Origin of the sequence: Saccharopolyspora halophila (genome assembly GCF_039531955.1) — a bacterium.
Lineage (GTDB): Bacteria > Actinomycetota > Actinomycetes > Mycobacteriales > Pseudonocardiaceae > Saccharopolyspora > Saccharopolyspora halophila.
This window is the reverse complement of the sequence record NZ_BAAARA010000001.1, coordinates 365,352-387,787: the sequence shown is the minus strand read 5'-3', so window position 1 is coordinate 387,787 and position 22,436 is coordinate 365,352. Positions and strand designations below refer to the sequence as shown.

Here is a 22,436-nt window from a genome sequence, read left to right as displayed (position 1 = left end):
GGGCATTTCGAGTTCAACGGGCTAGCTCACCACTGCGGCGGCTGCGGCGGCTGACCATAGCCGCCCTGCGGGGGCTGACCGTACTGCGGAGGCTGCTGGCCGAAGCCCTGCTGCGGTTGCTGGCCGTAGCCGCCCTGCGGGGGCTGCTGGCCGTACTGCGGCTGGCCCGGCTGCTGGCCGTACTGCGGGGCCTGCCCGTACTGCTGCCCGTACTGCCCGTACTGGGGTGGCTGCTGACCGAACTGCTGCGGCTGCTGGCCGAAACCGCCCTGCTGCGAGGGCTGCTGACCGTACTGCTGCGGCTGACCGAAGCCCTGCTGCGGGGGCGGACCGAAGCCGCCCGGCATGGGCGCGGTCGCAGCGCCGGCACCGGCGTTGGCCCACTCCCGAACCTGCGGGAGGAACGCGAGGACCGCCAGCGCGATGCCGAACAGCAGGCTGACCCCCGCCGAGACGCTCGGGTACATGAACAAGCCGATCACGCCGACGAGGGCACCCACCGCCGCGGCGCCACCGATCATCAGAGCGCCGATCGCCTTGCGCTTGAGGAGCAGGACGCCGCCGACCAGGTACACGACCGCAGCGATCATGCTGAAGGCGTACATCGTGTACAGCAGGCCCATGCTCGGCACGTCGGCGCCCATCTGGGCAGCCCGCTCCATGAGGGCGGACGCCGCCGCGAGACCGGCGATCCCGACGATGCCGAAGATGATTCCCAGCCCGCCGAAGACGATGCCCAGGATCGCGCACAGCTTGGCCAGGCCCGGATTGCCCGCCTCCGGCGCGGCGAAGTAGCCCGCCTGCGGCGGCGGAGCCCCGAAGCCCTGGGCCTGCGGGGCGGGGAAACCGCCACCGGGCGTGCCCGGAGCCTGCTGCGGCTGCGCCGGGAACCCACCGGGCTGGGACTGCGTGCCCGGCTGCTGGTACATCGGCTGCGGGGGCTGCATCGTCGGCGGCACCATCGAGGTGGCCTCGCCGCCCTGCTGACCGCCGAGTCCCGGCTGCTGGTACATCGGCTGCGGACCCGGCTGCGCCGACGGCGACACCACCTGGGTGGAGTCGCCCGACTGGCCTGCCTGCTGTCCCGGCTGCACCATCTGGGTGGACTCGCCGGAGGATCCCTGGTCCTGCCCGGACTCCTCCTGCACCGGCCGCACGACCTGGGTCGAGTCACCGCCGGCCTGGTTCGGGTCCTGGGGGTCCATGCGGTTCGAAATCGGGTCCGAACCCTGCTGACCGCCGTCCGGCGGCTGCGGAGAGCTCATCGGGTACTACTCCCTTGCGGCGTCCAAAGTCCTGGGCATGCGAAGACCCCACCACGCTATCTGATGCCCCAGATCATCGTGGCCGGTCCGTGACAAGTGGTCGGTCCGTGACAAGTCGTCAGCGCCCGGCGATGAAGCCGAGCACGTCCTGGCGGGTGACCACCCCGGCAGGCTTGCCGTCGACCAGCACCATCGCCCCGTCCGCGTTGGTCAGCGCGGACATCGCGGAGCTGATCTCCTCGCCCGCGCCGATGGTGGGCAGCGGCGGCGACATGTGGTCCTCGATCTTGTCGGCGAGGTTGGCCCGGCCCGCGAACAGCGCGTCGAGCAGGTCCCGCTCGTTGACCGCGCCCGCGACCTCGGCGGCCATCACCGGCGGCTCGGCCTTGACGACCGGCATCTGCGAGACGTTGAACTCGCGCAGGATCACCACGGCGTCGGCGACGGTCTCGGTCGGGTGGACGTGCACCAGTTCCGGGATCGTGCCGTCCTTGCGGCGCAGCACGTCGCCCAGCGAACCACCCCCGTGATCGGGCGAGAGGAAGCCGTAGGAGGCCATCCAGGAATCGTTGAAGACCTTGCCGAGGTAGCCGCGGCCACCGTCCGGCAGCAGCACCACGATCACCGAGTCCGGGTCGGCGGTCTCGGCGACCTTCAGCGCGGCGGCGACCGCCATCCCGCAGGAGCCGCCGACCAGCAGCGCCTCCTCGCACGCGAGGCGCCGGGTCATCTCGAAGGAGTGGGCGTCCGAGATCGGCACGATCTGATCGCAGATGTCGCGGTCGTAGGTGCTCGGCCAGAAGTCCTCGCCGACGCCCTCGACCAGGTAAGGACGGCCGTGCCCGCCGGAGTAGACGGAGCCCTCCGGGTCGGCGCCGACGATCTGCACCTGCCCGTTGGAGACCTTCTTCAGGTACTCACCGGTGCCGGAGATGGTGCCGCCGGTGCCGATGCCCGCCACGAAGTGCGTGATCTTCCCCTCGGTCTGCTCCCAGATCTCCGGGCCGGTGGAGTGCACGTGCGACTCGGGGTTGGCCGGGTTCGCGTACTGATTCGGCTTCCAGGCGCCCTCGATCTCCTGGACCAGCCGGTCGGAGACGCTGTAGTAGGAGTCGGCGTGCTCGGGCGGCACGGCCGTCGGGCAGACCACGACCTCCGCGCCGTACGCCTTGAGCACGTTGCGCTTGTCCTCGCTGACCTTGTCCGGGCAGACGAACACGCACCGGTAGCCCCTGCGCTGGGCGACCATCGCCAGGCCGACACCGGTGTTGCCCGAGGTGGGCTCCACGATCGTCCCGCCGGGCTTGAGCTCGCCGGCCTCCTCGGCGGCCTCGATCATGCGCAGCGCGATGCGGTCCTTGACGCTGCCGCCCGGGTTCAAGTACTCGATTTTGGCCAGCACCGGAGGTTGCCCGGTCGCCACCGCGTTCAACCGGACCAGCGGGGTGTTGCCCACCAGCTCGGTCACGTGCTCGACGTAGTCCACGTCCAGTCCTCAGATCACTCGTGAGAGAAGCCACGCGCACACGCGCAGCGGTTGCGAGATCGAGCGTAATCGCCTGGTCAGACGCTAACCCAAGCGACCTGCCCGACGACACACCGAAAGGGAAGGATTTTCGGCCTCGCCGGCGTCATGCTGGTTGGGGGGTGTGTTCGCCGCGCCCGACCCCTCCGGGGGCGGCGCGGCCGGGAGTTGCGAGGAGGGGAGGGGCCATGATCGCTGCGAAGGCGTTGCGGCTCGCGCTGCTGGCGGCGGGAACCGCGGGAGGACTGTCCGGAGCGGCCTACGGGCTGCTCAACGGCCAGGCCGGACACGCGCGCCGGGTCATCGGGCCACCGGCCGCAGCTCCGCTGCGCGCCGACGGAGTGCACCTGCCCAACGGCACCGGTCCGGTGCCGCGCGCGGACCTGCCCGCCGGGACGCGGCCGCTGGAGTTCGCGGTGCTCGGCGATTCCTCGGCGGCCGGGCTGGGCGTGGACTTCCCGGCCGACCTGCCCGGTGTCCGGATGGCGCGGGGACTGGCCGACGAACTGGACCGGCCGGTCGCGCTGCGCACGCACGCCGTCGTGGGCACCACCTCGCAGGAGCTGTCCGACCAGGTGCAGGACGCGCTGCGGAATCCGCCGGACCTGGTGCTGATCATCATCGGCGCCAACGACGTGACCTCCAAGCTGGGCGTGTCCACTTCAGCGGCCCTGCTCGGCAAGGCGGTGCGGGAGCTGGTGGTCGCCGACGTGCAGGTCGTGGTGGGCACCTGCCCCGATCTGGGCGCCATTCGTCCGATCCCGCAACCGCTGCGCTCGGTGGCCAGCCGCTGGAGCTTCGCCCTCGCTCGCGCCCAGCGCCGCGAGGTGGAGGCCAACGACGGCTACGCGGTTCCGCTCGCGGACCTGCTCTCGCCGGAGTTCCTGGCCAAGCCCGCCGAGTTCTTCAGCCCGGACCACTTCCACCCCTCGGCCGCGGGCTACGAGGCCGCGGCCGAGATCGTCCTCCCGGTGATGTGCATGGCGGTGGGCGCCTGGCAGGGCGGTCCCCTACCGGCGGCCCCCACCCGCTCCGAGGCGGCGGAGGCCCGCCGCCCGACCAGCCGCATCATCGCTCACCTCAACCGCCGCCTCCGGCGCAACTGACAGTTTTGCCTAAAACTGTCCGGACATTTCGGACGCTGGAGGCCTGCAGTTTTAGGCAAAACTGTCGCCGACAGGAAACCGACCGGTTGGTTTGGGGGTTGTTGGTGGCGGGCATCACCGCGAAGATGGGGTCTGCGGGCTTAAAGTGACCGGTCAGTAACAACCGCGTCGAAGCGGTCCGCCCTCCCCCGGCGAACGAAGGAGTTCCCATGCCCGAAGCAGTCATCGTCTCCGCCACGCGGTCACCGATCGGTCGTGCAGGCAAGGGGTCGTTGAAGGATCTGCGCCCGGACGACATCGCCGCCCAGGTCATCCAGGCGGCCCTGGACAAGGTCCCGGAGCTCGACCCGTCCGAGATCGACGACCTGATGCTCGGCTGCGGCCTGCCCGGCGGCGAGCAGGGCTTCAACCTCGCTCGCGTGGTCGCGGTGCTGATGGGCCAGGACCAGCTGCCCGGCACCACCATCACCCGCTACTGCTCGTCGAGCCTGCAGACCACCCGGATGGCGCTGCACGCGATCAAGGCGGGCGAGGGCGACGTGTTCATCAGTGCGGGAACCGAGATGGTCTCCCGGTTCGCCAAGGGCAACTCCGACTCGCTGCCGGACACCCGCAACCCGCTGTTCGCCGATGCCGAGGCCCGCACCCAGGCCACCGCCGAGCAGGGCGCGGACGACTGGACCGACCCGCGCGAGCAGGACCTGCTCCCGGACGTCTACATCCCGATGGGCCAGACCGCGGAAAACCTGGCGCGCCTGAAGGGCATCTCGCGCGACGAGATGGACGACTTCGGCGTCCGCTCGCAGAACCTCGCCGAGAAGGCCATCGCCAACGGCTTCTGGTCTCGCGAGATCACCCCGGTCACCACCCCGGACGGCACCGTCGTGGACGCCGACGACGGCCCGCGCGCGGGCGTGACCAAGGAGGCCGTGTCCGGGCTCAAGCCGGTGTTCCGCCCCGACGGCCGGATCACCGCGGCCAACTGCTGCCCGCTCAACGACGGCGCAGCGGCCCTGGTCATCATGAGCGACACCAAGGCCAAGCAGCTGGGCCTGACCCCGCTGGCCCGCATCGTGTCCACCGGCGTGTCCGGCCTGTCCCCGGAGATCATGGGACTGGGCCCGGTGGAGGCCTCCAAGCAGGCGCTGCGGCGCGCCGGGATGAGCATCGGCGACATCGACCTCGCCGAGATCAACGAGGCGTTCGCCGCGCAGGTCATCCCGTCCTACCAGGAGCTCGGGCTGCCGCTGGAGAAGCTCAACGTCAACGGCGGTGCGATCGCGGTGGGCCACCCGTTCGGCATGACCGGTGCCCGCATCACCAACACCCTGCTCAACTCGCTCCAGTACCACGACAAGCAGTTCGGCCTGGAGACGATGTGCGTCGGCGGTGGCCAGGGCATGGCCATGGTGCTCGAGCGCCTGAGCTGACACGACCGGCGAGAACGGGGTTCGTCCCGCACCACCGCGCGGGACGAACCCCCGCCGCTGCGAAGAGGCCGGGCCAGCGGAATCCGGTGCAAGAACGGCGGGCGCCCGACCCGGAGGTCGGACGCCCGCCATCGATCAGCAGAACCCTAGTCGTTCTGAAAGTACGACAGGAGACGCAGGATCTCCAGGTACAGCCAGACCAGGGTCACCATCAGGCCGAAGGCCACGTACCAGGCGAACTTGGCGTCCACGCCCGCGCGGATGGCCTTGTCGGCGGCGTCGAAGTCCAGCAGGAAGCTGAACGCCGCGATGCCGATGCACAGCAGGCTGAAGCCGATCCCCAGCGGGCTGGGCTCGCGCAGGCCGACGCCGCCCTCGACGAAGAACGAGGCGACCAGGTTGACCAGCATCATCACCGCGACGCCGGCAACGGCACCGATGATCCACTTGGTCAGCTTCGGGGTCACCCGGATCGCGCCGGTCTTGTAGACCACGAGCATGGCCGCGAACACGCCGAGCGTGCCCACGATCGCCTGCATGATCAGGCCCGGGTTGAACATCGAGGCGAACATCCAGCTGATGCCGCCGAGGAACACGCCCTCGACCGCGGAGTAGGCGATCACCAGCGCCGGGCTGACCTTCTTCTTGAAGGTGATCACCAGAGCGAGCACCAGACCGACGATCGCCGCGGGCATCGCGAGCGCGACGGCGGCACCACCGACGGTGTAGGTCAGCGCTGCCGTGATCACAGCCAGGCCGAGGGTGATACCGGTCTTGGTGACCACGTCGTCGATGGTCATCGGCCGCGTCGCCTGGGGCGGTGCGGCCTGCGTCTGGCCGGGCTGGGAGCCCTGGCCGTAGTCGAAGTTCGCGTACCCGCCGGCTGAATTCGGCAGGTTACGGAACGCGGGGTTGCTCGTTGTGCGCAACTCATCCTCCTGGGCGTACTTGCGCCGTCACCAGGGCCAACGCATGGTCAGCCCGATCGGTTCCCGGTCCGGTTAAATGTGACTTTACCGGCGTGCCGACCGCGGTCAGCGGGCCATCAATGACACACCTCGATAACGAAACGACGCCCCCGACACGCAGGTCGGAGGCGTCGTTCGAGTTCTCGCTAGCGGCGTTTCTTGCCCTTCTTCGCCGAGGACGCCTGCTTTCCGGGGCGGTTCTTGGGCTGGTTCTTCTGACCGCCCGATTTCCCGCCGTTCGAGCGCTGGCCGGAATTCTTCGGGCGCTGCCCCGGATCGGGCTTGCCGTCGGACTTCTCCGTGGCGGTCGCGGTGGCCGTCTCGCCCTCGCCACCGGAGGACGCCTCGCCGTCGGAGGAGTCGGCCTTGCCGTCGCGCACGGGCTTCTGCCCCGGCTTCGGACGCGGCGCGGCCTTCTTGGCCTCGATCTCCTTCTCCTTCTCCCGCTCCTGCTCGCGGTCGATCTTCTTGGTCAGCACGTGCTGCTGGCCGAGGGTCCAGGCGTTGTTCGCCAGCCAGTAGAGCAGGACCGCGATCGGCAGGAACCAGCCGGAGACGATCGCGCCGACCGGCGCGACGTACATCATGAACTTGGCCATCATCGCCGACTGCGGATTGGCCATCGAGGCGTCCGTCTGCTTCTTCACCGACAACCGCATGGTGAAGAAGGTGGCCACCGAGGCGATCAGCATCAGCGGGATGGCCACGATCATCATCGACGTCCGGTCGGTGCCGTACGCCGCCAGCTCGGTGGCCGGTTGAGTGATCCAGTTGGACAGCTTCGCGCCGAAGATGTCCGCCTGGATGAACGAGTCGACGCCGTGCTTGTCGAAGATGAAGTTGCTCTGCGCGCCGGGCGTGAAGTTCCGCAGCACGTGGAACAGGCTCAGGAACACCGGGATCTGCAGCAGCGCGGGCAGGCAGCCGCCGAGCGGGTTGACCCCGTGCTCGGACTGCAGCTTCTGCATCTCCTGCGCCATGCGCTGGCGGTCGTTCTTGTACTTCTCGCGCAGCTTCTGCATGTGCGGCGCGAACTTGGCCATCTTGCGACCGGCCCGGATCTGGCTGATCGCCGGCTTGATCAGCACCACGCGCAGCGAGAAGACCAGGAAGAACACCGACAGCGCCCAGGCGAAGCCGTTGTCCGGCCCCAGCACGGCGCCGAAGACCTTGTGCCAAAACCACAAGATCGCCGACACCGGGTAGAGGATGAATGAGAAGAAACTTTCCACTCGGCTACTCCCGGTCCTGGGCTACGCCTGGCCAATCGGCCGCACACGGCCACGCGCGCTTTGCTCGCCCGCCGGAACGACCGGGGGCGCACGTACGCGGCCACACCTGCGCAAACCGCAGGTACGGCCGATTCAAGGGTGCCATGCCCGCACGTGGCACGGCCGCCACCCCCTGCGTCCGGTATGCCCGAGACTCGCCTCGTACCGTATTTCCCCTGCTCACACCACCAGGTGATTTAAGCGATACCGGACGCGGTCATTTCCGGATCCGGTGCACGCAGAGTCAGCGCTTGAGGGCCTTACCGATGATGCGACCGCCGTACAGGTAGATCGCCGCCGCGAGGCCGTAGTTGAGCACCAGGCCGATGGTGGCGTCGCCGGGGGTGAACACGTCGCCGAGTCCGAACACGAAGATCTTCGCGGTGCTGTAGGTGAACGAAACGAAGGAGTTGTCCGGGTTCGCCCCGGTCACCGAGAAGATGATGTGCAGCACGAACACGAACGCGATCAGGCCGGTCACGACCTGGATGGTGCGGCCGATCGCATCGGCGCTGGGGCCGTGGAACTCCCGATCCCGGGAGCGCGGGCGGTCGTCGTCGCGGTCGCGACGGCGGTCCCGCTCCGGCTCGCGATGGCGGTCGTCGTAGCGATCGCGGCGATCGTCGTAGTCGTAGCCGTCCCGGTACGGGTCGCCGTAGCGGTCGTCCGGATACCCGTAGCGGTCATCCGGGTGCGGAGCGGCGTACGGATCGTCGGCGACCGGGTGAGCGTCCATCCGGGTCGCCGGGTACGGGTTGTTCGACGGCGGCTGGTAGCCGGGCTGCCCGGGCGGCATCGGCGGTTGCCCCTGCTGCGGGTAGCCGCCGGGTTGCTGCGGTGGCATCGGTGGCTGGCCCGGCGGCTGCTGCGGCGCGTACCCGGGCTGCGGGGGCTGGGGCGGCATCGGCGCAGCCGGGGGCTGCCCACCCATCGGAGGCCCGGGCGGCTGCTGCGGCGGCGGTCCCTGGTTCGGCTGGCCGGGCGGGACGTGTCCCGGCGGAGGTGGCGGGGCCTGCGGCGGCCGTGCAGGGGGCGGTCCCTGCGGCGCTCCCCCTTGAGGGGGGGCACCGTGCTGGGGTCCGCCTTGCTGGGGTCCGGGCCGACCGGCTCGCGGGTCTCGCTCTTGGGCCATGGCCGCGCATTGTTGCGGGTTCTGCCCTCCCGGCGAAACCCCTACTCGGACAACCCGCCCATGATGAGCACCACAAAGCCCTTGACCAGTAAAGATGATCACAGGAGTCGGCTTCGTCCGACGTCGCGAACGGTTGGTACCCCCGGTCGGGTTCGAACCGACACTCTGACGATTTTAAGTCGTCTGCCTCTGCCAGTTGGGCTACGGGGGCTCGCGCGGAACGGCTCGGAGCCGTTCCGCAGAACTTCGATGCGGCCGAGCCGCATCAGGTTCCCTCTCGGAATGAACGTTTACACCCTCGCGGTAGTTGCGTCACCAACCGTTCCAGTCGCCCGCCGCCGACGCGACGAGTTCACCGAACCGATATCGGATCCAGTCGTGCACCGCGTCGGAGACCTCGGAGCTCTCCGCCCTCTGCTCGAACCACTGCCAGTCGCAGTTGACGTCGACCTCGCGGAAGACCCACTCGTCCGCCACTCGCATGAGGTCGAAGCCCGCGACGTCGAGGCCCCACTGGCTGCACAGCCCGAAGAGCTTGTCGCCCAGGCCATCCGGCAACTCGACGCGCTCGACGACGACCGCATCCGGGTCGACCCGCAGCTGCCCGGGATCGAGCTCGTGCACCCGGAACGCGATGACGCGCTCACCGACAACGAAAACCCGCAACTCACCGTCGCTTTCCAGGTACTGCTGCACGAGGACCGGCGCGCGCTCGCACGCGTCCCGCCGATGCGGCGGATGTCGAGGGGCTGCGGGAACAGGCCGCGCAGCTCGCCGGGCTCGGGTTCGAGCAGGTGGTGACCGGCGGTCTTGACGATGCAGTCCGAGCCACCGGGACGGCCGCGGCCGGGCATGGTGGTCACCGCGGTGCGCGGCACGCGCAGACCGGCCGCGGCCGCGTCGTGCAGCTGCGTGAGCCGGTCGAGCTGATCTCCGCTTCGCGCCGCGTTCACCCGTTCCCAGTCCCCTCGCCTGGTCAGCCAGTTGGCGACCGCGTGCCACTGCTCGCGGACGTAGGCACCGTGCACGGTGCCCGGCTCCACCGGTACTGCCGTCATGTCGAAGTGTCGCTGCCAGATCAGGACCGGACGCAAGAGCCAGCGCTGGAATTCGATCAGGGGTGTGTCCGTGTAAATGGTGAGCGGCAGGTCCACGCAGCGGTCCGCGTCGATGCGCACCATGCGGATGTCGTGCTCGGCCAGCGCCACCGACAGCGAGTTCATCTGCCCGTCCGCTGCGCCGGAGAGCACCAGCACGCACGGCACCGGCGTCCCGGGCTGCTCCGCGACCATCCCGGCCAGGTACATGCGTTCCTGGAAGTCCAGCGGCGTGTCGGGCGCGCGGACGAAGCGGTCCGGACCCTTCAGCAGCACCGGCGTCGGGCGCAGCGCCTGCGACCGCGCCGATTCCCCCGGATCAGCCGGCCGACTCTCGGCCGCGCTCATGATCAGTCATCCTTCTTCCGGAAGACCTCGGCGGCTTTCCGGCGATCAGTCTCGAAGTCCGCGATGAGACCGTCCTGTGCTTGTCCGCTAGGCAGCAGCGCGGCCAGTTCCTTGAGCGTCAAGGGATCCACCCCTTCCCCTGCGACGCATTCATTCAGGTGAAGACTTCGTACATGACTTCCCTTTTCGACTACGGATTGTCGACTATAACCGACCTGGATGTCCACCGCCCGGACCAGAGTCGCGGACAACTCGAAGGCCGCGCGTCATCACGACACGCGGCCTTCGAGTCCGTAGGGGTGTGCCTGGTCAGCTCTCCGCGGCCTTCTCGAAAGCAGCGCGCGGATTCTGGATCTGCCCCATCGAAACGGCCTCGCGCTTGAACAGGAAGGCGAGCGTCCAGTCGATGATGATGCGCAGCTTCCGGTTGAACGTGGGCATCTTGCTCACGTGGTAGCTGCGGTGCATGAACCAGGCGACGAAGCCCTTGGCCTTGAAGCCGTAGACGTCGGCGACGCCCTTGTACAGCCCCATGCCGGCCACCGAGCCGGCGTAGGCGTGCCGGTACTCCTTGGTGGGCTTGTCGCGCAGCGTGGCCAGCACGTTCTTCGCCAGCTGGTCGGCCTGCCGAACGGCGTGCTGCGCGGACGGGGCGCAGGTGGCGTTCGGGTCCTCCTCGGCCTTGGACAGGTCCGGCACCGCGGAGCAGTCGCCCGCGGCCCACACGCCCGGCAGGCCCTCGACCTGCAGGTGGGCGCTGGCCTTGACCCGGCCGCGCTCGTCCAGCGGCAGGTCGCTGTTCTTGAGCACGGGGTGCGCCTTCACACCGGCGTTCCACACCAGGGTGTCGGTGTCGAACTCGGTGCCGTCGGAGAGCACGGCGTGCCCGCCCTCGACCGACTTGAGGAAGGTGTTCAGGTACACCTTGATACCGCGCTCCTCGAGCGCCTTGACCACGTAGACGCCCATGTTCTCGCTGACCTCGGGCATAACCCGGCCGGCGGCTTCGATGAGCGACCAGGACATGTCGTCCGGAGAGAGGTTCTCGTACTCCTTGCTCGCGTAGCGAGCCATGTCCTCCAGCTCGGCCAGGGCCTCGACACCGGCGAACCCGCCGCCGACGAACGTGAAGTTCAGCAGCCGCTTGCGCAGCTCCTCGTCGTCGGTGTTGGCCGCGGCGTCCATCTTGGCCAGCACGTGGTTGCGCAGGTAGGTGGCTTCGCCGACGGTCTTGAGCCCGATGCCCTCCTCGGCCAGGCCGGGGATCGGCAGCAACCGGGAAACGGAGCCCAGCGCCACGACGAGCACGTCGTAGCCCAGCTCCTGGGAACCGGTCTGCGGGTTTTCGACCGTGACCAGCTTCTCGTCGTGCTTGATCTCGGTGACAGACGCGGTGATCACATGGCACCGCTTCAACACTCGTCGCAGTGGCGCTACCACGTGGCGGGGTTCGACCGAACCCGCGGCCGCTTCCGGCAGGAAGGGCTGGTAGGTCATGTGCGGCTGAGGATCGACGACCGTCACGGAGGCTTCCCGGCGCCCCAGCTTCTTCTGCAGCTGAAGTGCCGTGTACATGCCGACGTAACCGCCGCCGAGGATGAGAATCCGCGTGGGATCGGATTTACCAGCCATGCCTCTGATGGTCGCACCACGTACCGTGCGCGCGCTGCGCCGACCCCCCTAATTGTGATGCCAGTCGCCAGTGGCGTCGATCACGATCAACGCGTCGTGCTCGGCCGTACGCGCTGCGTACGCACCCGTATCGGGTACGCGTGTCCGGCGACGCCGCACGACATCGCCGTTGGTGTCAGATGGGCTGGTTCGGATCAGCTTACCCAATGATCATGAGCCCGTGCCACGCCCGGATCCGCATCTCGACCGACCTCGCCGCGACCACCGGCAACGACGCGCGCCGACGGCGCCGCCGAGCGCTCACCACACGCCGGGGATCAGCCGAGAACGCGCGCACCCTGCGGAAGTCGGTTCGGATCAGCGCGGTTCAGTGGAGTCCTGCAGACGTTTCGCGATGCTTGCAACATCGTCGAGTTCACCGGCCGCCACCGCCATGACAACGACGTATGCCTCGCCGTTGGAGAAGGTCAGACGCTTCCCGTTGACGCCGAGGAACGTGAAAGTCGCAGCCAACGCCAAACGCTTGTTGCCGTCGACAAGGCCATGATTGCGAGCAAGCGAATGCAAGAGCGCTGCAGCCTTCTCCTCCAGACTCGCGTAGACCTCAGCGCCGAACGCCGAGGTTCGAGGCCTCGCCAACGCAGACTCGAGCAACCCGTGGTCACGAACCTCGACCTCGTCACCCAACGTGCGCCTAGCCACGTGGAGCAGTTCGTCCAAGGTCAGATAGATCATTGCCCAAGTCGCTCCAGAGCCTCCGCATAACGCGGCAGCTCCTCATCGAGGACCTGGTCGATCAGCTCAGCCCGGCTGTGGCTCTCGACGTATTCGCGCACGGCCTGACGAGCAACGTCCTGCATGGAACGGTTCTCGCGCTCGGCGCGTCGACGGAGGGCGTCGACCTCCGCATCGGACAAGCGCAACGTCATCGGCATGACGTGATGGTATCACTCGCGACACCACTACTGCGAACGCCACCACCGCTCACCGCTGCTGGACAGGTGGAGCCCGGCCGACGTTGTCGAGAAGCCGAATCTCGCGCGTCGAGGCCGGTCGCTGATCTAGCGTGTCGACCATGCGATTCCAGGTCGAGGCGATCCTGTTCGACATCGACGGCACGCTGGTCGACTCCACCCCCGTCGTGGAGCGCACCTGGCGAACCTGGGCCGCCAGGCACGGCAGGGATGCCGAGGAGTTCCTGCGCGTGTGCCACGGGCGCCGCTCGGAGGACACCCTCGCGCTGTTCCTGCCGGCGGAACAGATCCCCGCGGCGGCCGCGGAGCTGGAGCAGCTGGAACTGGCCGATCTCGACGTGATCGCGCTGCCGGGCACGCGGGAACTGCTTCCGGAGCTCCCCGAGGACCGGTGGGCGGCGGTGACCTCCGGTTCTTCCGCGCTGATGCGCGCCCGGCTCGCGACGGCGGGCCTGCCCGCGCCGCGAGTGCTGATCGCGGCCGAGGACGTCAGCGCGGGCAAACCCGACCCGGAGGGCTACCGCGCGGCCGCTGCCGCGCTGGGTCACGACATCGCGCGCTGCCTGGTGATCGAAGACGCCCCGGCCGGCATCCGGGCAGGCCGCGCGGCGGGAGCCGCCACCCTCGCCGTCGCCACCTCGCACGAGGCCGCGGACCTCACCGAAGCCGATGCGGTCATCCCCGACCTCACCCGCTGCACCGCGCGGTCCACACCCGACGGTCTGCTGGTGCGCTGACCACGTGCGCGGTTCGCGGAAATTCGAGTCGTCGGCGTGGCGGGTAACGCATCATGACGGCATGAACAACCAGGACACCCTGCCGGAGGCATTGGACGTCACGGCCTTGACCACCCTTGGCGAGGAGCACCACAAGCGGGCCGCACGTGCCCTGGGAACCCAGGAGGTCAGCGAGCACCTGGTCAAGGTCTGCGCGCTGGAGGCGCCCGGCCCCACGGTGGCGGACGAGGACGTTCAGGCAGCCCTTCGAGTGCAGCCGCGCATCTGCAAACCGGCAGCATTCGCGGATCACTCGGCTTGGGCCTGCTGATCATCCATGCGGGCGGGGACGGTGACTACGTGCTGGTCCACACCTGGATCGAGGGGTACATGTCCGACCTGGCCGTGTTCACCGGCCCCGCCGGACGCCCCGACCAGCTTCGTCCCGGCCACGCTGGTCTCGCCCCCTGCGTCTGGGTAGCAGCACTCCTCGCCCACGAACGCGATGCGTTCTCCCGGCACATTCTCGACACCGCAGCGCCGCTCACCGACCGAATCGCGGACTGGAGCGCGGACGTCCTCGTCGCTGGCATCCGGTGACCGCCACACCCGCTCGCACCTGAAGGCATCGGTGTGCAGGCGGATCCCCGCCTCCGCGTTGCTGCCCTCACTGCGACGAGGAGCGCCGCGCAGCGGGGCCGGCGACAGGCTCTCGCATGCTCGGTAGGGCCGCATGACTGGCTCATCCCGCCCCCGACAGGCCCTTCGCGCGCTCGAAGACCTCGCGGAGCATGGCCGGCGTCAACCGTCCGGTGAAGGTGTTCTGCTGGCTGACGTGGTAGCAGCCGAGCAGATGGAGATCGGGGCCGCCGTCGGTCGCCGGGAGCTCGGCGTGGGCGAGGTGGCCGAACTTCGGGCGTGGACGCGGCACGCGCCAGGCACCCGCCAGCGCCGGCAGCACCGCCTGCCAGCCGAAGGCGCCCAGCACCACGACCGCGCGCAGCGTCGGGCGGAGCAGCTCGAGCTCCCTGGTCAGCCACGGGCGGCAGGTGTCGCGTTCGGCCGGAGTGGGCTTGTTGGCGGGCGGGGCGCAGTGCACCGGGGACGTGATCCGGGTGTTGTGCAGGGTCAGGCCGTCCTCGATCGAGGTGGCCTCCGGCTGGTTGGCCAGGCCCACGTCGTGCAGCGCCCGGTAGAGGACATCGCCGGAGCGGTCGCCGGTGAACATGCGGCCGGTTCGGTTGGCGCCGTGCGCGGCCGGGGCGAGACCGACCACCAGGATCCGGGCGTCCATCGGCCCGAAGCCGGGCACCGGACGACCCCAGTAGTCCTGGTCGCGGAACGCCGCCCGCTTGGTGCGGGCGACCTCCTCGCGCCAGTCGACCAGGCGCGGGCAGGCGACGCAGCGAGTCACCAGCGGGTCCACATCGGACGCTTCCGGGGCGGCCGCGGCCGGGTCGGTGATCGGGTCGGGGATCAGTTCGGAGCGGGTGTCCACACCGCAAAACTGACAGAAACGCTCTCCGCGAGCACGTAATCTGGCGACATGGCAGCCAGCGAGGAAACCGACCAGGGCACCCAGACCACCCCGGCCGAGCCGGTCGACGATCTGGTCAGCACGCATCACGCGATCACCGCGGACGGCACCGAGCTGTCCTACACCGCCACCACGGGGCGGACGGTGCTGCGCGACGAGGTCTACGCCGAAGGCAAGTTCGACGGGCACAAGCCGAAGGCCGAGGTGTTCCTGACCTCCTACGTCGTCGACGCCCCGCCGGGCAGCAACCGGCCGGTGACCTTCGCGTTCAACGGCGGTCCCGGTTCGGCGAGCGTGTGGCTGCACCTCGGCGTGCTGGGGCCGCGACGGGTGGTCTCCGGCGACGCGGGCGATCTCGCACCGCCGCCGTACGGGCTGACCGACAACGCCGAAACCCTGCTCAAGCACAGCGATCTGGTGTTCATCGACCCGGTGTCCACCGGCTACTCGCGGGCGGTCGAGGGCGGCAAGCCCGACGAGTTCCACGGGTTCCAGGGCGACATCGAGTCCATCGCCGAGGTCATCCGGCTGTGGGTCACCCGCAACGGCCGGTGGATGGCGCCGAAGTACCTGGCGGGCGAGTCCTACGGGACGCTGCGGGCCGCCGCGCTCGCCGAGCACCTCCAGTCGCGGCACGGGCTCTACCCGAACGGCCTGATGCTGATCTCGTCCGTGCTGGACATGGGCACCATCCGGTTCACCGAGGGCAACGATCTGCCGTACGCGCTGTACCTGCCGACCTACGCGGCCATCGCGCACCACCACGGCAAGCACGGCGACCGGCCGCTGCGCGAGGTGCTGGACGAGGCCGAGAAGTTCGCCGCCGAGGACTACCCGTGGGCGCTCGCCCGGGGCGCGCGGCTGAGCGTCGAAGAGCGGGCCGACATCGTCCGGCGGCTGGCCGAGCTGACCGGGCTGTCCGAGGACTACGTGGACCGGGTCAACCTGCGCATCGAGCACCTGCGGTTCTTCACCGAGCTGCTGCGCGACGAGCGCAAGACCGTCGGCCGGATGGACGGGCGCTTCACCGGCTGGGAACCGGACGCGGCCGTGGAGCGGCTCACCGACGACCCGAGCATCTCCGGCATCCGCGGTGCCTACTCGGCGGCGATCAACCACTACCTGCGCGAAGAGCTCGACTACCACAGCGATCTGCCCTACGAGACCCTCACCGGACGCGTGCATCCGTGGTCCTACAAGGAGTTCGAGGGCTCGTCGGTGTCCGTTGTGGACAAGCTGGGCGCGGCCGTGCAGGCCAATCCGCACCTGCGGGTCCACGTCGGCTGCGGCTACACCGACGGCGCGACGCCGTACTTCGCCGCCGAGCACGTCCTGGCCCGGCTACCGATCCCCGAGGAGCTTCGGGACAACATCGACGTCCGCTACTACGAGGCCGGGCACATGATGTACGTCCACGAACCCTCCCGCCTGCAGCAGGCGGCCGACCTCGCGGCCTTCGTCACGGCGACCTGACCCGGCGCGGGAGGCTGACAGTTTTGCCTAAAACTGTGAGCTNGGGCACATGATGTACGTCCACGAACCCTCCCGCCTGCAGCAGGCGGCCGACCTCGCGGCCTTCGTCACGGCGACCTGACCCGGCGCGGGAGGCTGACAGTTTTGCCTAAAACTGTCACCCTCCCGCGCTCGCGATGCCCGCGCAGTTTTAGGCAAAACTGTCACGGTGCCCGGGTGACCACTGGGGTTCAGGTGATGACGTGGGGGCGTTCCTCGGCGAAGTGGCAGGCCGAGGGGTGATCGTTCAGGCGCACCTCCAGCGGAGGCTCCTGCTCGGCGCAGATGTCCTGGGCCTTCCAGCAGCGAGTGCGGAAGCGGCAGCCCGACGGCGGGTTCGCCGGGCTCGGGACGTCGCCGGTGAGCCGGATGACCTCGCGCTTGCCGCGCAGCTTCGGGTCCGGGACCGGAACCGCCGACAGCAGCGCCTGGGTGTACGGGTGCTGCGGGTGCTCGTAGATCTGCTCGTCCGTGCCGATCTCGACCATCTTGCCGAGGTACATCACCCCCACCCGGTCGGACAGGTGGCGCACCACGCCCAGGTCGTGCGCGATGAAGACGTAGGACAGCTCGAACTCCTGCTGCAGGTCGCCCAGCAGGTTCATCACCTGGGCCTGGATCGACACGTCCAGCGCGGAGACCGGCTCGTCGCAGACGATCACCTTGGGCTTCAGCGCCAGCGCGCGGGCGATGCCGATGCGCTGCCGCTGACCGCCCGAGAACTGGTGCGGGTAGCGGTTGATGTGCTCGGGGTTGAGCCCGACCACGTCCAGCAGCTCCTGCACCTTGCGCTGCCGCTCGCCCTTCGGGGCCACCTCGGGGTGGATCTCGAAGGGCTCGCCGACGATGTCGCCGACGGTGCGCCGCGGGTTCAGCGAGGTGTAGGGGTCCTGCAGCACGATCTGCATGTCCCGGCGCAGCTTGCGCAGCTCGGCACCGCGCATCTTGAAGATTTCCCGGCCCTCGAACTGCGCGCTGCCGCTGGTCGGGTCCTCCAACCGCATCAGCACCTGCGCCAGAGTCGACTTGCCGCAACCGGATTCGCCCACGACGCCGAGGGTCTCCCCCTTGCCGAGCTCGAAGGACACACCGTCGACCGCGCGCACGTGCCCGACGGTGCGCCGCGGCAGCCCGGCGCGCACCGGGAAGTGCTTGACCAGGTCCTGCACCTGGAGGATCGGCTCAGCCATGGCTCATCAACTCCTCCGCGAAGTGGCAGGCGCTGACCCGCCCCTGCCCCAGATCCCGGTACTCCGGGACCTCCCGGCTGCACTTGTCCTCGGCCCGCGGGCAGCGCGGGTGGAACGGGCAGCCCGGTGGCACGGCCATCAGATTCGGCGGCAAGCCCTTGATCGTGTCCAGCTCCTGCCCCTTGAGGTCGAGCCGCGGGATCGACCGCATCAAGCCCTCGGTGTAGGGGTGGCCGGGTCGTTCGTACAGCGATCCCGCATCGGCCGATTCCACGATCCGGCCCGCGTACATCACCACGATCCGATCGGCGACCTCGGCGACCACGCCCAGGTCGTGGGTGATCAGGATCAGGCCCATGCCGCGTTCCCGGCGCAGGTCGTCGAGCAGGTCCATGATCTGGGCCTGCACGGTGACGTCCAGCGCTGTGGTGGGCTCGTCGGCGATCAGCAGCGCCGGGTCCAGCGCCAGCGACATCGCGATCATCGCGCGCTGCCGCATACCGCCGGAGAACTGGTGCGGGTACTCGTTGATCCGCTGCTTGGCGTTCGGGATCTTGACCTGGTCCAGCAGCTCGACGGCCCCGGCCATGGCGTCCTTGCGGGACATGCCGCGGCGCAACCGCAGCTGCTCGGCGATCTGGAACCCCACGGTGTAGACGGGGTTGAGCGCCGAGAGTGCGTCCTGGAAGATCATGGCCATCGACTCGCCGCGCAGTTCGCGGCGCCGGGCCTCGGTGGCCTTGAGGACGTCCTCGCCGCGGAACCGGATCGAGCCACCGGTGATCACGCCCGGGGGCATGTCCAGGATGCCCATCACGGTTTGCGCCGTGACGGACTTGCCGGAACCGGATTCGCCCAGCACGGCCAGCGTCTCGCCGGCGTCGACGTGGTAGCTCACGCCGTTGAGGACCTTCGCCACGCCGTCCCGGGTGCGGAACTCCACGTGCAGGTCCTCGACCTCGAGCAGACGTTGTGCCGAGGCCTTGTCGTCAGGTGTGGACAAGACGTTCTCCTACTTCTGCTTCGGGTCGAGCGCGTCGCGGACCGCATCGCCGAGCATCACGAACGCCAGCACCGTCATCACGAGGAATCCTGCCGGGAACAGCAGCAGGTGCGGCGCGATGGTGATGTAGTCGCGCGAGTCGGCGATCATGACGCCCCACGACACGATGGGTTCGCGAAGACCGATGCCCAGGAACGACAGCGTCGCCTCGGCACCGATGAACCCGCCGAGCGCGATGGTCGCGTAGACCATCACCGGCGCCAGGCAGTTCGGCAGCATGTGCCGGACGATGATGCGCATCGGGCTGGCGCCCAGGGCGCGGGCGGCCTTGACGTAGTCCTGCTGCTTGGCGGTGATCGCGGCGGAGCGCATGATGCGCATGCAGATCGGCCAGGACAGCAGCGAGATCGACATGATCACCAGCGCCATGATCCTGGTCGCGTTGGGCAAGCCGGTCGCCGGGTTCAGCGTCGTCAGGATGACGATCGCACCGAGCACGAAGGGCAGGCCCAGGAAGATCTCGCCGAAGCGGGACAGCAGGTTGTCCAGCCAGCCGCCGAAGTAACCGGCGATCAGACCGACCACCGAGCCCAGCAGCACCGTGGCGAGCGTCGCGAGCACGCCGACGACGATCGAGGCGCGGGCGCCGTAGATCGTGCGGGCATAGATGTCCCGGCCCTGCGTGTCGAAGCCGAACCACCCCGCCGCCGACGGCGAATCCCGCATCCGGGTCAGGTCCTTGTGCGTGGGATCCACCGAGGTGAACAGCTGCGGGAAGATCGCCATCACGACGAGCAGCAGGATGATCGCGGTCGAGATCCAGAACATCGGCCGCCTGCGCAGGTCGTGCCAGGCGTCGCCCCAGAGCCCGCGGGGCTTTTCGGCCTTGGCCTGATCGGCAGACCCGCCGCCGGTGGGCGGTGGCGTCTCCCGCTCCTCCTGCTGCGAACCAGCACCGGGTGCCAGGCTGGCAGAGCTTTGGTCAGTCATATCGGATCCTCGGGTCGAGAACCGCGTAGAGAACGTCCACGAGCAGGTTCATCAGTAGATACACAAGAACCAGCAGGGTCACGATGCCGGTGACCGTGGTGCCCTCCTTGGTGATGATGGCGTCGTAGACGAGACCACCGATACCGCGGATGTTGAAGATGCCTTCGGTGACGATGGCACCACCCATCAGCGCACCGAGGTCGGTGCCCAGGAAGGTGATCACCGGGATCATCGAGTTGCGCAGCAGGTGCACCCCGACCACGCGCCGCGGCTCCAGGCCCTTGGCCACGGCCGTGCGCACGTAGTCGGCCCGCTTGTTCTCCATCAGGCTGGTCCTGGTCAGCCGGGCGACGTAGGCCATCGACAGGCTGCCCAGCACGAAGCCAGGCACGATCAGCTCGCCCCAGGTGGCCTGCGAGCTGACGCTGGGCCGGATGATGCCCCACTCGGTGCCCAGCCAGACCTGCAGCACGAAACCGGTGACGAACACCGGCAGCGAGATCAGGAACAACGTGGACATCAGCACGAGGTTGTCGGCGAAGCCCTTGTTGCGCAGACCGGTGAGGATGCCCGCGCCGATGCCGATGACGGCTTCGATGATCAGCGCGACGACCGCCAGCCGGATGGTGACGGGGTAGGCGCTGGCCATCAGGTCGCTGACCATCTGACCGGAGTAGGTCTCCCCGAAGTTGCCCTGCAGCAGCTGCCACAGGTACTTGAAGTACTGGACGATCACCGGGTCGTCCAGGTTGTACTGCTCGGTCATCTCGGCGATGTAGGCGGGCGGGCAAGGCCGCTCGCCGCAGCGCCCGGCGAAGGGATCACCGGGCAACGCCCAGATGAGGGCGTAGATGATGAACGTGGTCCCGATGAAGACCGGGATCAGCTGCAGCAGTCGCCGCAGCACGTAGCGTCCCACGTTGTACCTCCTCCAGGACGCAAGCCGGGTCCGGCTCGGATCTTCGAGCCGGACCCGGACTCACGACGTCAGGACTTGAGCTTGACGGTCTCCACGTTGAGCTGACGGTCCCAGGTCACCGTGGCGCCCTCCAGCCGGTCGGACCAGCCGACGGCGGCCTTCTGGTCCCACAGCGGGATGGACGGCATGTCCTTGGCCAGGATCTTCTCCGCCTCGAAGTAGAGCTTGTTGCCCTCCTCCACGGACGGGGCCCGGTCGGCCTTGTTCATGGCGGCGTCGAATTCCTCGCTGCGGTAGCCCATGTAGTTCGACGAGGCACCGGTGCGGTAGATCTTGCCGAGGAAGGTCTCGGCAGCCGGGTAGTCACCGAGCCAGCCGAAGCGGAACGGCCCGTCGTGCGACTGCTCGTCGTGCATCTTCAGGAATTCCGAGAAGGTCGGAACCGGCTTGTAGACGCAATCGGCGCCGAGGTTGTTCTTGATCTGACCGCAGATCGCCGAGATCCACTCCTTGTGCCCGCCGTCGGCGTTCGAGGTGATCGTGATCGGGCCCTCGAAACCGGTCTCGTCGAAGAGCTTCTTGGCGCGGTCCTTGTCGTACTCGCACCACTCGCCGCAGGCGCCGGGCTCGTAACCGGGGACGGCATCGGACGGCACCCAACCGGTGGCCGGCTGGTAGGTGCCCGAGAAGATGCTGTTGGTGATCTCCTCGCGGTTGATCGCCAGCGAGATGGCGTGCCGCAGCTTCGGGTCCTGGTACTCCGGGAGGTACAGCGGCAGCTGCAGCGCGTTGTTGCTCAGGATCGGCTTGACCTCACCGCGGTCGTTGAGGTCGGTCTTCCACTTCTCGTCGACCAGCGCCGAGGGCGGCATCTGGTCGATGAAGTCGAGGTTGCCCGAAACCAGGTCCTGGTAGGCGGTTTCGAGCTCGTTGTAGACGCGGAACTCGACGCCCTTGATCTGCGGCTTGTTCTTGCCCGCGTACTCCTCGTAGCGCGAGACCTTGATCAGCTGGTTGGGCTGCCGCTCGTCGAACTTGAACGGGCCGTTGCCGATCGGCTTCTCCTCGAAGCCCGCCTTGTCGTCGAAGAACTTGTCGGGCATCGGCGAGAAGGCGGTGTAGCCGAGCATCGTCGGGAACGTGGCGAACGGCGCGTCGAGGGTGACCTCGATGGTCTTGTCATCGGGCGCCTTCAGACCGGACATGGTCTCGGCCGTGGGCTCCGGTGCCGGCTGCGGACCCTTGTCGCCGTCCGGGTCGGCGGGGTTGACCTCGTCATAGCCCTGGATGTGCTCGAAGAAGGACGCGGTCGACTGGCCGTTCGGCGCGTAGGCCGCATAGTTCCAGGCACGCACGAAGCTCTGGGAGGTGACCGGGGTTCCGTCGTGGAAGGTCCAGCCGTCCTTGAGCTTGATCGTGTAGTGCTGGTTGTCGGTCGTCTCGATCGACTCGGCGACCTCGTTGTACGGCTCGCTGGTCTTCTCGTCGTAGGAGATCAAGCCCGTGAACATCGCATCGACGACCTTGCCGCCACCGGTCTCGGTGGTGTTGGCAGGCACGAGCGGGTTCTCCGGCTCGGTGGAGTTGACCGTGATGAAGCCGTCCTCGGACGCGCCGCCACCACCGCCGCCGCACGCGGTGGCGAACACGCCCACCGCGAGCGGGGCCGCGATCCAAGCGGCCAAGCGTCGTTTCCGCATTTTTGCCCTCCCGTTTTCACACGCATGCCTCCAACTGGGAATGCCAGTCGGGAGGCATAACGCACGACGGTGGTCCATTCACCGTCCTGTCAGACGTGCGTAAACATAAGTGAGAACCGGG

Annotated in this window: 21 protein-coding genes and 1 tRNA gene; 6 read left to right on the top strand and 16 right to left on the bottom strand. The window is 68.5% G+C overall.

Annotated elements, in window-relative coordinates:
• Positions 1-26: 26 nt before the first annotated feature.
• Together ABD289_RS01865 and ABD289_RS01860 are read right to left on the bottom strand one after the other, a co-directional pair.
• Positions 27-1,265 (bottom strand): hypothetical protein, encoded by a 1,239-nt coding sequence (locus tag ABD289_RS01865; RefSeq protein WP_344125744.1) that lies wholly within the window; start codon positions 1,263-1,265, stop codon positions 27-29.
• A gap of 118 nt (positions 1,266-1,383) precedes the next feature.
• Entirely contained in the window at positions 1,384-2,751 is a 1,368-nt protein-coding gene (locus tag ABD289_RS01860) for a cystathionine beta-synthase (protein WP_344125742.1), read from the bottom strand.
• 227 nt (positions 2,752-2,978) lie between these two features.
• Here ABD289_RS01860 and ABD289_RS01855 point away from each other — a divergent pair, with 227 nt between their 5' ends.
• Together ABD289_RS01855 and ABD289_RS01850 are read left to right on the top strand one after the other, a co-directional pair.
• Positions 2,979-3,896, top strand: a complete 918-nt coding sequence (locus tag ABD289_RS01855; protein WP_344125740.1) for an SGNH/GDSL hydrolase family protein — start codon at positions 2,979-2,981, stop codon at positions 3,894-3,896.
• Between the two features lie 209 nt (positions 3,897-4,105).
• A complete protein-coding gene (locus tag ABD289_RS01850; RefSeq protein WP_344125738.1) occupies positions 4,106-5,326 on the top strand; it encodes an acetyl-CoA C-acetyltransferase in 1,221 nt (406 codons plus the stop codon).
• A 146-nt stretch (positions 5,327-5,472) separates the two neighbouring features.
• Here the strand turns inward: ABD289_RS01850 and ABD289_RS01845 are convergent, their stop codons facing one another.
• The 8 genes from ABD289_RS01845 to ABD289_RS01810 form a co-directional block, all read right to left on the bottom strand.
• Positions 5,473-6,255: a Bax inhibitor-1/YccA family protein gene (locus ABD289_RS01845; protein ID WP_344125736.1), complete on the bottom strand. Its 783-nt coding sequence runs from the start codon at positions 6,253-6,255 to the stop codon at positions 5,473-5,475.
• Between the two features lie 185 nt (positions 6,256-6,440).
• Positions 6,441-7,526, bottom strand: a complete 1,086-nt coding sequence (gene yidC, locus ABD289_RS01840) for a membrane protein insertase YidC (protein WP_344125734.1) — start codon at positions 7,524-7,526, stop codon at positions 6,441-6,443.
• Between the two features lie 283 nt (positions 7,527-7,809).
• Entirely contained in the window at positions 7,810-8,469 is a 660-nt protein-coding gene (locus ABD289_RS01835; protein WP_344125732.1) for a hypothetical protein, read from the bottom strand.
• Positions 8,470-8,831: 362 nt separating this feature from the next.
• Positions 8,832-8,908: transfer RNA gene (locus ABD289_RS01830), tRNA-Leu, on the bottom strand.
• A gap of 101 nt (positions 8,909-9,009) precedes the next feature.
• Entirely contained in the window at positions 9,010-9,363 is a 354-nt protein-coding gene (locus ABD289_RS01825; protein WP_344125730.1) for an MvdC/MvdD family ATP grasp protein, read from the bottom strand.
• A gap of 1,088 nt (positions 9,364-10,451) precedes the next feature.
• Entirely contained in the window at positions 10,452-11,774 is a 1,323-nt protein-coding gene (locus ABD289_RS01820) for an NAD(P)/FAD-dependent oxidoreductase (protein WP_344125728.1), read from the bottom strand.
• A gap of 357 nt (positions 11,775-12,131) precedes the next feature.
• On the bottom strand, positions 12,132-12,509 hold the full coding sequence (locus ABD289_RS01815) for a type II toxin-antitoxin system death-on-curing family toxin (RefSeq protein ID WP_344125726.1): 378 nt from the start codon (positions 12,507-12,509) through the stop codon (positions 12,132-12,134).
• Positions 12,506-12,709 (bottom strand): ribbon-helix-helix protein, CopG family, encoded by a 204-nt coding sequence (locus ABD289_RS01810; protein WP_344125724.1) that lies wholly within the window; start codon positions 12,707-12,709, stop codon positions 12,506-12,508. The genes ABD289_RS01815 and ABD289_RS01810 overlap by 4 nt, the downstream gene beginning before the upstream one ends.
• Before the next feature lie 140 nt (positions 12,710-12,849).
• Here ABD289_RS01810 and ABD289_RS01805 point away from each other — a divergent pair, with 140 nt between their 5' ends.
• The 3 genes from ABD289_RS01805 to ABD289_RS01795 all read left to right on the top strand — a co-directional run bounded on the left by ABD289_RS01805 (position 12,850) and on the right by ABD289_RS01795 (position 14,064).
• Positions 12,850-13,485: an HAD-IA family hydrolase gene (locus tag ABD289_RS01805; protein WP_344125721.1), complete on the top strand. Its 636-nt coding sequence runs from the start codon at positions 12,850-12,852 to the stop codon at positions 13,483-13,485.
• Positions 13,486-13,546: 61 nt separating this feature from the next.
• Positions 13,547-13,795, top strand: coding sequence for a hypothetical protein (locus tag ABD289_RS01800; RefSeq protein WP_344125719.1), 249 nt, complete (start codon positions 13,547-13,549; stop codon positions 13,793-13,795).
• Positions 13,783-14,064, top strand: a complete 282-nt coding sequence (locus ABD289_RS01795) for a hypothetical protein (protein WP_344125717.1) — start codon at positions 13,783-13,785, stop codon at positions 14,062-14,064. The genes ABD289_RS01800 and ABD289_RS01795 overlap by 13 nt, the downstream gene beginning before the upstream one ends.
• A 142-nt stretch (positions 14,065-14,206) precedes the next feature.
• Here ABD289_RS01795 and ABD289_RS01790 read toward each other — a convergent pair whose 3' ends face one another.
• Positions 14,207-14,929 carry a uracil-DNA glycosylase gene (locus ABD289_RS01790; RefSeq protein WP_344126175.1) on the bottom strand — a complete coding sequence of 241 codons (723 nt, stop codon included), beginning with the start codon at positions 14,927-14,929 and terminating at the stop codon, positions 14,207-14,209.
• Between the two features lie 81 nt (positions 14,930-15,010).
• On the opposite strand from ABD289_RS01790, the gene ABD289_RS01785 reads away from it, so the two are divergent.
• The gene (locus tag ABD289_RS01785) at positions 15,011-16,474 is read left to right on the top strand and encodes a S10 family peptidase (protein WP_344125715.1); all 1,464 of its coding nucleotides are present in this window, start codon (positions 15,011-15,013) and stop codon (positions 16,472-16,474) included.
• 230 nt (positions 16,475-16,704) lie between these two features.
• Here ABD289_RS01785 and ABD289_RS01780 read toward each other — a convergent pair whose 3' ends face one another.
• The 5 genes from ABD289_RS01780 to ABD289_RS01760 all read right to left on the bottom strand — a co-directional run bounded on the left by ABD289_RS01780 (position 16,705) and on the right by ABD289_RS01760 (position 22,300).
• Complete coding sequence (locus ABD289_RS01780; protein WP_344125713.1) at positions 16,705-17,703, bottom strand: ABC transporter ATP-binding protein; 999 nt, start codon at positions 17,701-17,703, stop codon at positions 16,705-16,707.
• Positions 17,696-18,706, bottom strand: coding sequence for an ABC transporter ATP-binding protein (locus tag ABD289_RS01775; RefSeq protein ID WP_344125711.1), 1,011 nt, complete (start codon positions 18,704-18,706; stop codon positions 17,696-17,698). Before ABD289_RS01775 ends, ABD289_RS01780 begins: the two co-directional genes overlap by 8 nt.
• A gap of 9 nt (positions 18,707-18,715) precedes the next feature.
• Positions 18,716-19,696 (bottom strand): ABC transporter permease, encoded by a 981-nt coding sequence (locus tag ABD289_RS01770; RefSeq protein WP_344125708.1) that lies wholly within the window; start codon positions 19,694-19,696, stop codon positions 18,716-18,718.
• Positions 19,689-20,615 carry an ABC transporter permease gene (locus ABD289_RS01765; protein ID WP_344125706.1) on the bottom strand — a complete coding sequence of 309 codons (927 nt, stop codon included), beginning with the start codon at positions 20,613-20,615 and terminating at the stop codon, positions 19,689-19,691. The genes ABD289_RS01770 and ABD289_RS01765 overlap by 8 nt, the downstream gene beginning before the upstream one ends.
• A 68-nt stretch (positions 20,616-20,683) precedes the next feature.
• Complete coding sequence (locus tag ABD289_RS01760) at positions 20,684-22,300, bottom strand: peptide ABC transporter substrate-binding protein (RefSeq protein WP_344125703.1); 1,617 nt, start codon at positions 22,298-22,300, stop codon at positions 20,684-20,686.
• Positions 22,301-22,436 lie beyond the last annotated feature (136 nt).

Coding starts and splice junctions, on each gene's coding strand:
- ABD289_RS01865 (WP_344125744.1), bottom strand. CDS start 1,265: ATGAGCTCTCCGCAGCCGCCGGACGGCGGTCAGCAGGGTTCGGACCCG.
- ABD289_RS01855 (WP_344125740.1), top strand. CDS start 2,979: ATGATCGCTGCGAAGGCGTTGCGGCTCGCGCTGCTGGCGGCGGGAACC.
- ABD289_RS01850 (WP_344125738.1), top strand. CDS start 4,106: ATGCCCGAAGCAGTCATCGTCTCCGCCACGCGGTCACCGATCGGTCGT.
- ABD289_RS01835 (WP_344125732.1), bottom strand. CDS start 8,469: ATGCCGCCCCAGCCCCCGCAGCCCGGGTACGCGCCGCAGCAGCCGCCG.
- ABD289_RS01820 (WP_344125728.1), bottom strand. CDS start 11,774: ATGGCTGGTAAATCCGATCCCACGCGGATTCTCATCCTCGGCGGCGGT.
- ABD289_RS01815 (WP_344125726.1), bottom strand. CDS start 12,509: ATGATCTATCTGACCTTGGACGAACTGCTCCACGTGGCTAGGCGCACG.
- ABD289_RS01810 (WP_344125724.1), bottom strand. CDS start 12,709: ATGCCGATGACGTTGCGCTTGTCCGATGCGGAGGTCGACGCCCTCCGT.
- ABD289_RS01805 (WP_344125721.1), top strand. CDS start 12,850: ATGCGATTCCAGGTCGAGGCGATCCTGTTCGACATCGACGGCACGCTG.
- ABD289_RS01800 (WP_344125719.1), top strand. CDS start 13,547: ATGAACAACCAGGACACCCTGCCGGAGGCATTGGACGTCACGGCCTTG.
- ABD289_RS01785 (WP_344125715.1), top strand. CDS start 15,011: ATGGCAGCCAGCGAGGAAACCGACCAGGGCACCCAGACCACCCCGGCC.
- ABD289_RS01780 (WP_344125713.1), bottom strand. CDS start 17,703: ATGGCTGAGCCGATCCTCCAGGTGCAGGACCTGGTCAAGCACTTCCCG.
- ABD289_RS01770 (WP_344125708.1), bottom strand. CDS start 19,696: ATGACTGACCAAAGCTCTGCCAGCCTGGCACCCGGTGCTGGTTCGCAG.